This is a genomic window from Streptomyces sp. NPDC043908, assembly GCF_056435525.1.
This window is the reverse complement of sequence record NZ_JBWKEI010000009.1, coordinates 108,307-116,196: the sequence shown is the minus strand read 5'-3', so window position 1 is coordinate 116,196 and position 7,890 is coordinate 108,307. Positions and strand designations below refer to the sequence as shown.

At 73.8% G+C, this 7,890-nt stretch carries 5 protein-coding genes; 4 read left to right on the top strand and 1 reads right to left on the bottom strand.

The features are described 5' to 3' along the window. Positions 1-149: 149 nt before the first annotated feature. Genes AC069K_RS20780 through AC069K_RS20765 form a run of 4 tightly spaced genes read left to right on the top strand, consistent with a single transcriptional unit; the run spans position 150 to position 5,053 of the window. Positions 150-527, top strand: coding sequence for a tyrosinase family oxidase copper chaperone (locus AC069K_RS20780; protein ID WP_478618332.1), 378 nt, complete (start codon positions 150-152; stop codon positions 525-527). Between the two features lie 25 nt (positions 528-552). Beyond that, positions 553-1,470, top strand: coding sequence for a tyrosinase family protein (locus AC069K_RS20775; protein WP_468900527.1), 918 nt, complete (start codon positions 553-555; stop codon positions 1,468-1,470). An 18-nt stretch (positions 1,471-1,488) separates the two neighbouring features. Next, positions 1,489-3,348: an asparagine synthase (glutamine-hydrolyzing) gene (gene asnB, locus AC069K_RS20770; RefSeq protein WP_365100294.1), complete on the top strand. Its 1,860-nt coding sequence runs from the start codon at positions 1,489-1,491 to the stop codon at positions 3,346-3,348. A 1-nt stretch (position 3,349) separates the two neighbouring features. Beyond that, positions 3,350-5,053 carry a carboxylesterase/lipase family protein gene (locus AC069K_RS20765; RefSeq protein ID WP_478618327.1) on the top strand — a complete coding sequence of 568 codons (1,704 nt, stop codon included), beginning with the start codon at positions 3,350-3,352 and terminating at the stop codon, positions 5,051-5,053. A 367-nt stretch (positions 5,054-5,420) separates the two neighbouring features. Here the strand turns inward: AC069K_RS20765 and AC069K_RS20760 are convergent, their stop codons facing one another. Continuing rightward, the gene (locus tag AC069K_RS20760; protein ID WP_478618325.1) at positions 5,421-7,433 is read right to left on the bottom strand and encodes an MFS transporter; all 2,013 of its coding nucleotides are present in this window, start codon (positions 7,431-7,433) and stop codon (positions 5,421-5,423) included. Positions 7,434-7,890 lie beyond the last annotated feature (457 nt).

Genomic DNA, 7,890 nt, shown 5'->3' with positions numbered 1-7,890 from the left:
GTGGGGGGGGAGGGGGGCTTTTTGGTTTTGTTTTGAGGGTGGGTGGTGGTTTCGCCGCTTGTTCCCCCTCCCCCCCCCCCCCCCCCTCTCCCCCTCCCCCCCCCCCCCCCCCCCCCGCCCCCTACCCCCACCACAGAAAGGACTCCCCCATGCTCAACCGACGTGATGTGATCAAGCGCGGCGCCGTCGCCGCCACCGTCGCCACCGGGCTCGCCGGGGCCGCCGGGGTCGCCGTGTACGGCACCGGCGACGACGGCTCCCCCGCCGTCGCCGCCGCCCCGGACGACGGCCACACCGAGACCTACAAGGGCCGCGTCATCCGGGTCACCCCGGCCGGCACGGACCACTCCGTCTCCATAGACGGCAAGCCGCTGCACCTGATGAAGCTCGGCGAGGGCGCCTATCTGAGCGCCCTGTGCCACTACGAGGTCGCGAAGACGCCGCTGCACGCCGCCCGCGCGGCCGTCGACGAGCTGCACGGCGCCCACCTCCTGCCGCTCGGCGACGCCTCCCACCACTCCATGTGATCCCGCGAGATTGAGGAACAGGACCATGACGCACGTCCGCAGGAACCACCTGGACATGTCGCGCGGCGAACGGCGGCGGTTCATCAAGGCCGTCCTGGAGATCAAGCGGCGCGGGATCTACGACCGGTTCGTCAAGCTCCACGTCGACGTCAACTCCCAGGACTACCTCGACAAGGACACCGGCAAGCGGGTCGGCCACATCAACCCGGGGTTCTTCCCCTGGCACCGGCAGTACCTGATGGAGTTCGAGAAGGAGCTGCGCCGGGTCGACCCGACGGTGACCCTGCCGTACTGGGACTGGACCAAGGACCAGTCGCCCCACTCGCCGCTGTGGGCGGACGACTTCATGGGCGGCGACGGACGGCCCTCGGACGGCATGGTGATGACCGGCCCGTTCGCCTACCCCAACGGCTGGGAGCTGCGCGTCAACGTGCAGCCCGAGGGCGACGAGAACCCGGCCCTCAACGGCCACTACACCGTCGACGACCGCAAGTTCCTGATCCGCCGCATCGGGCAGAAGCTGCCCTCGCTGCCGTCGCCCGAGCAGCTGAAGCAGACCATGGACCTGCCGGTCTACGACTGCCCGCCGTGGAACTACACCTCCGGCAGCCAGCCGCCGTACAACAGCTTCCGCAACCACCTGGAGGGCTACACCAACTTCGCCTGGGAGCCCCCGGCCGGGAAGCTGCACGGCGCGGGCCACCAGTGGGTGGGCGGCCACATGATGTACATCTCCTCCCCCAACGACCCGGTCTTCTTCCTGCACCACTGCTTCATCGACAAGATCTGGGCCGACTGGCAGACGCTCCACCCGGACGTGCCGCACTACCTGCCGCAGGAGCCCACGCCCGAGGTCGCCGACCCCAGCACCCCGCTCTTCCCCTGGCACACCCGGACCGTCGCCGAGGTCGTCGACCACCGCCGGTACTACACGTACGCCTGACGAGAGGGGGACACGGACATGTGCGGGATAGCGGGCTGGGTCGGTTACGGACACGACGTCACACGGCACGAGGACAGCGCCCGGGCCATGACCGCCACCATGGTGTGCCGGGGGCCCGACGCGGGCGGGGTGTGGACCGGCCGGCACGTCGCCCTCGGCCACCGGCGCCTCGCGGTCATCGACATCGAGGGCGGCAAGCAGCCGATGGCCGCCGGGTTCGGCGTCGCCCCCGAGGCCGTCGTCACCTACAGCGGTGAGGTCTACAACTACCGTGAGCTGCGCGCCGAGCTGAGCGCGCGGGGCCACCGGTTCCGTACCGAGAGCGACACCGAGGTGGTGCTCCAGGCGTATCTGGAGTGGGGCGAGTCGTTCGTCGAGCGGCTCAACGGGATGTTCGCCTTCGCCCTGTGGGACACCCGCACCGAGGAACTGCTCCTGGTGCGCGACCGGATGGGCGTCAAACCGCTGGTGTACTACCCCACCGACGACGGGGTCCTCTTCGGCTCCGAACCCAAGGCGATCCTCGCCCACCCGCTGGCCGAGCCGGTCGTCGACGCCGAGGGCCTGCGCGAGGTGTTCGGCCTGACCATGACGCCGGAGAACGCGGTGTTCCGGGGCATGTACGAGGTGCGGCCCGGCAGCATGGTCCGCCTCTCGCGGCGCGGACTGCGCAAGATCCGCTACTGGCAGCTCCAGTCCCGCCCGCACACGGACGACCTCGACACCACCGTCGGCACGGTCCGCGAGATCCTCGACGACACCGTGCGCCGCCAGCTCGTCTCGGACGTGCCGCTGTGCTCGCTGCTCTCCGGCGGCCTCGACTCCAGCGCCGTCACCGCGCTCGCCGCCCGTGCGCTCGCCGAGGAGGACGGCGGCCGCATCCGCACCTTCTCCGTCGACTTCACCGGCCACGCCGAGCGCTTCGAGGCCAACGCGGTGTGGGAGGCGCCCGACGCGCCGTTCGTGAAGGAGGCCGTCGCCCACATCGGCACCGACCACGAGGACATCGTCCTGGACAACGCGCAGCTGCTCACCCCCGAGGTGCGCGGGGCGGTCCTGCGCGCCCTCGACCTGCCCACCGTCACCGGCGACATGGAGTACTCCCTCTACCTGCTCTTCCAGGCGGTACGGGCCCGCTCCACGGTCGCCCTCTCCGGCGAGTCGGCCGACGAACTCTTCGGCGGCTACAGCCACTTCCACGACCCCGAGGCGGTCTCCTCGGCCACCTTCCCCTGGCACCTGCCCTTCCGGCGGGCCGGCGGGCAGGACGCCCTGCGCGTCACGGGCCTGTGGGACCGGCTCGACCTCGGCGCCCACATCGACCAGCGCTACAAGGAGTCGATCGCGGACGTGCCCGCCCTGCCCGGCGAGAGCCCGCGGGAGGCGCGGATGCGCGAGATCAGCCATCTGCACCTGACGCGGTTCGTGAACTTCCTGCTCGACCGCAAGGACCGGATCAGCATGGCGGTGGGCCTGGAGGTCCGGGTCCCGTTCTGCGACCACCGCCTCGTCGAGTACGTCTTCAACACCCCCTGGGCGATGAAGACGTTCGACGGCCGCGAGAAGAGCCTGCTGCGGGCGGCGACCCGGGACGTGCTGCCGCGCTCGATCGTGGAGCGCAAGAAGAGCCCGTACCCCTCCACCCAGGACGTCCGCTACGAACTCGCCCTGCGCGAGCGCGTCACCGCCCTCGCCTCCGGCGACTCCCCCGTCCTGGACCTGGTCGACCCCAAGGGGCTGCGGCGCCTGCTGGAGCGCCCGGTGGGCTCGTACGGGATCGGCGGGCCCTACAGCGGGCGCGCGGTCATGGAGCGCCTCGTCGACCTGGACGCCTGGATCCGCGGCCTCGGCGTGCGGTTCGTGCCCGAGGCGGGCTGAGGTGGCCGGCTCCGCGATGGGCCGCCGGGCGGTGCTCGCGGCGACGGCGGCGGGTGTGGCGGGGGTGGCGGGCGCGGCGGGCGCGGCGGGTGTGGCGGGCGCGGCGCCGGCGGCTGCCCGTCCGCCGGCCGCCCGCCCGGTTGCCGGGGCGAGACCTTCCGGCCCGGTGGTGGTCCGCACCGCCGCCGGGCCGGTGGCCGGGGCGCGCGAAGGCGGGGCGCTGGTGTTCCGGGGCGTCCCGTACGCCCAACCCCCGCTGGGCGCCCTCCGGTTCGCCTCCCCGAGGCCGCCCCGCCCCTGGCGCGGGGTGCGCGACGCCACCCGGTTCGCCCCGCCCTTCCTCCAGACCGTCGACCCCGCCGGCAGCGAGGACGGGCTGTACGCCAACGTCTGGACGCCCGGCACGCGCGGGCGGCGCCCGGTCCTCGTCTACATCCACGGCGGCGGCTGGCAGGTCGGCGCGGGCAGCTGGCCCACGTACGACGGAAGGCGCCTCGCCGTCCGCGGCGACCTGGTCGTCATCACCTTCAACTACCGGATGGGGGCCTTCGGTTTCGGCTACCACGAGGAGCTGACCGACGACCGGACCGGCGACTGCGCCAACTGGGGCCTCCAGGACCAGGCCGCGCTGCTGCGCTGGGTCCGGGAGAACGCCGGGGCGTTCGGCGGCGACCCGGCCGACATCACCCTCGCCGGCACCTCGGCGGGCGGCGCCTCCGCCTGGCAGCTCGCGCTCCGCCCCGAACTGCGCGGCCTGATCCGCCGGATCGTCCCCATCAGCGCCTGCCACGTCTGGGCACCGGCCACCTCCCTGACCGTCCCGGACGCGCGCCGGGTGTACGAGGAGGTGGCCGCCCGGCTGGGCACGACCGTACGGGGCCTGCGCGCCGCGCCCGCCGCGGCGGTCCAGGACGCCTGGTTCGCGGTGTTCTCCGGAGCCCCGGGCGGGCGGGTGGTGGGTAGCGGGCGCGAGTACCGGGGGCCGGTCGTCGACGGGCGGTGGATGCGCGCCTTCGACCACGAGCTGGCCACGCCCGCGGTGCCCGTCCTGTCCGTCCACACCCGCACCGAGGGCTCCTTCTACACCGGCCCCGGCTCTCCCATCCCCACCCCCGCGCCCACCGACGACGCCTCGCTGCGGGACGCGGTGCGCGGGGTGCTGCTCAAGGGCGCGGCACGGGTTCCCGACTCGCTGGTGGACGGGTGCGTGGACGCGTACCGGGCGGCGGCCGTGGCCGAGGGGCTGCCGCTGGACCCGGTCTCCCTGTGGACCGACGTGTGGGGCGACGGGCTCTTCCGGTACCTGAACGTCCGCCTCGCCGAACGGCACGCCCGTACGGGGACGGCGCCCGGGTACCTGATGGAGTTCGCGCATCCGGCGCGCCCGCCCTGGTTCGGCACGCCGCACGAGCACACCTCGCCGTTCCTCTTCGGCACGTACGGGCTGCCCGGGAACGTGGGGGCGTGCGGGGACGGGGCGGGGGAGGTGCGGGTCGGGGACGCCTTCATGGACCTGGTGGCGTCCTTCGCCCACACGGGCGTCCCGACGGCCCCCGGGGTCCCCCCGTGGCCCCCCTTCGCGCCGGGCCGGGCGAGCACGCTGATCCTGGGCGAACCGGGTGGGGCGCGGGTGGCGGAGGTGTCGAAAGGGGGGCAGTTGGGGTTCTGGGACGGGGGTGGGTGGGGGCCCCGGGTGACGGGGTGACGCCAGGCCTTCGCCTGCGACCCGGTGGTGGCTCGCCCGCGCAGTTCCCCGCGCCCCTCATCGGCCCGGACTCCGCCTGCGACCCGGTGGTGGGCCGCTCGCGCAGTTCCCCACGCCCCTTAACGGGCCGGTCTTCGTCTGCGGGTCGACTTGGGCCGGTCGCGCAGTTCCCCGCGCCCCTAGGTGGCTCCCAGCACCCGGTGAAATCAGCTCAGCCCCGTCCCCCCTAGGGGCGCGGGGAACTGCGCGATCAGCCACCCACGGCCCGCGGACAAAGGCTGGTCCCAGGGGCGCGGGGAACTGCGCGGTCGGCCGCCCGCCGCCCGCGGGGAGCCATTCGCGGCCCGGGGCGGGGGCCCGGGGCGGGCTAGTGGTCGGGGCGGAGCTCCGCCGGGCAGGCCGTTCCGCGGCGGAGGCTGTACGGCGACGCCAGGCGGTACGTACCCGCCCGGGGCGCGAGCAGCTCCGTCCACTCGTCCCCCGCCGCGTCCTCCGCCGCCTTCCACAGGCACCCGTTCGGATTCGTGTACGTCTTCGGCACCCCGTGCCCCCGCCGCTTCGACTCCGGAGTCTCCTGCGGCGGCTCCACACCCTTCCCCTTCTCGTCCACCAGCTTCAGCCACGGCGAGTACGGGATGCGGACCAGGACCCGGCCGGGCGCGCTCACCTTCAGCGTCCACTCGCCCTCCCCCGCGTGCTCCACCGTCGCGGGCGGGTCGGCCAGCGGCGTCGGGTTCTCGACCGCGAACAGCCGCCAGTCGGGGTTGTGCCACAGCTCCTTCAGATAGGGCTGGCCCTTCTGGATGAGCTTGGCCTCCTGCTCGGCGCCGTTGGAGTCCGGCGGGCCCATGGGCAGCACCACGTAGTGGACGGCCCAGCGGTCAAGCCAGCCCCGGTAGCTCGCCGAGTCCAGCGTGTCGTCGTAGAAGAGCGGGTTTCGCTCCATGTCGGCCTGGCGGTTCCAGCCCCGCGCCAGGTTGACGTAGGGGGCGACCGCGGAGGCCTCGCGGTGGCTGGAGGCCGGGACGACCTCGACGCGCCCGCGCTCGGCGCCGACCTGCTGGAGTTGGTCCACCAGCGGCGCGAGCGCACGCGCCCAGGACGCGGCGGGGGCGGTGCTGACGATGTCGTCGACGGCCTTGACGCCGATCCAGACGTTCATCCCGACGAAGGCGACGACCAGCACGTACCACTTGCGCGTGCGCGGCACCGCGTACGGCAGGGCGGCCAGCATCACCACACCGGCGAAGAGCATCGCGAGCCGGGTCACGTTGGACCCGATCTGCGAGTCGATGATCCAGGTGAGCAGCACGCCCACCCCGTACACCGCGGCGCCCGTGCGGACCGTCTTCCACTCGCGGGGCACCAGGAAGAGCGTGATCACCGCGAAGAGGAACGGCAGCGAGACCGAGGCCAGCGACATGGGCTGGGTGCCCGAGAACGGGAACAGCAGCGCGGAGAGCGCCACGACGACGACCGGCGGCAGCCCGAGGGCGTACGCGCCCGGGCGGCGCCCGTTCAGGAACAGCGCGGCGGCGATCACGCCGAGGAAGAGCCCGGCCACCGGACTGCTCGCCGTCGCGAGCCCGGCCAGCGGCGCGGCGACCACGCCCTTGGCCCACCGCTCGGTGCGCCAGCGGTGCGGCCAGCAGAACACCGCCGCGACCGCGCCGAGCGCGAACATCGTGCCGAGCCCGAAGGTCACGCGGCCGGAGCAGGCGTTGCACAGGAAGGCGAAGAGGGCCGCGAAGGTGCACGGCAGCGGATTGCGGACGGCCCGCACCCGCACAAGGATCAGCGTGGTCAGCCCGGCCGACACGGTCCCGGCGATCATCATCGTCGTACGGACGCCGAGCACCGACATCAGATACGGCGAGACGACGCTGTACGAGACGGGGTGCATGCCGCCGTACCACGCCAGGTTGTAGGCGGAGGCGGGGTGGCGGCCGACGAACTCGGCCCAGGCGTCCTGCGCGGCGAGGTCGCCGCCGCTGTTGGCGAAGAAGATGAACCAGAGGATGTGCCCGACGGCGGCGACGGCCGTGACGGCGACCACGGGGTGCCGGGCCGTGAACGCGCGCACCCGGGACACCACGTTCCGACCGGGGCCCGGCGCGGGGGCCGGGTCCGGGGCGGGGCTCGTGTCCGTAGCTGTGTCCGTGGCGGGGCTCGTAGCCGTGGCCGAGGCCGTGGCCGAGACCGTGTCCCTGGCCGGGGCCGTAGCCGTGTGCGGCGTCTCGGTCGCAGCCCTGGCCGTGCGCGGCGCTTCGGCCGCGCGTGCGGCCGTCTTCGTGGCCTCGTCCCGGCTCGCGTCCGGGGCCGGCCCGTCGTCCGGGGCCGGAGCCACGTCGAGGGGCCCGGTCAGGTTCTGGTCCCGCACCGGGTCCCTGCTCTCGTCCTGTATTCGCCCGTCCGGCCGAGAAGGGCTGCTGCCGTCGGCGCGTGCAGGCGTCGGCTCAGCGGTGGTCACTGCGGCTCTCCCGCCTCACACAGTCTCAGTCTCGGGACGTCTCTCGTCCCATCGCTCTTAGGGACGCCGCCCCGCGTCCTCCAGTTGACCGAAGCTAGCACGAGAGCGCGAGCGGCCTGTGCCCGAAGTCCGGCGACCGCGGGTGGCCGTATCCGCCCCAACAAGATCATTCCGCCCGTCTCCTCCGTCCTGCGACGCCCCGGCCCAGCGGCCGGTACGAGCGCCGGCGAGCCCCGGCCCGCCGCATGGGCGCGGGGGGGGGGGGGGGGGGGGGGGGGGGGGGGGGGGGGGGGGGGGTGGGCGGGGGGAGGGGGGGAGGGGGGGGAGGGGGGGGGTGGAGAGGGGGGGGCCTTTCTCGTCTAGCGGC

What these genes read in the sequence shown, in the direction of transcription:
- AC069K_RS20780 (WP_478618332.1), top strand. Translation starts at nt 150, where the DNA reads ATGCTCAACCGACGTGATGTGATCAAGCGCGGCGCCGTCGCCGCCACC.
- AC069K_RS20775 (WP_468900527.1), top strand. Translation starts at nt 553, where the DNA reads ATGACGCACGTCCGCAGGAACCACCTGGACATGTCGCGCGGCGAACGG.
- asnB (WP_365100294.1), top strand. Translation starts at nt 1,489, where the DNA reads ATGTGCGGGATAGCGGGCTGGGTCGGTTACGGACACGACGTCACACGG.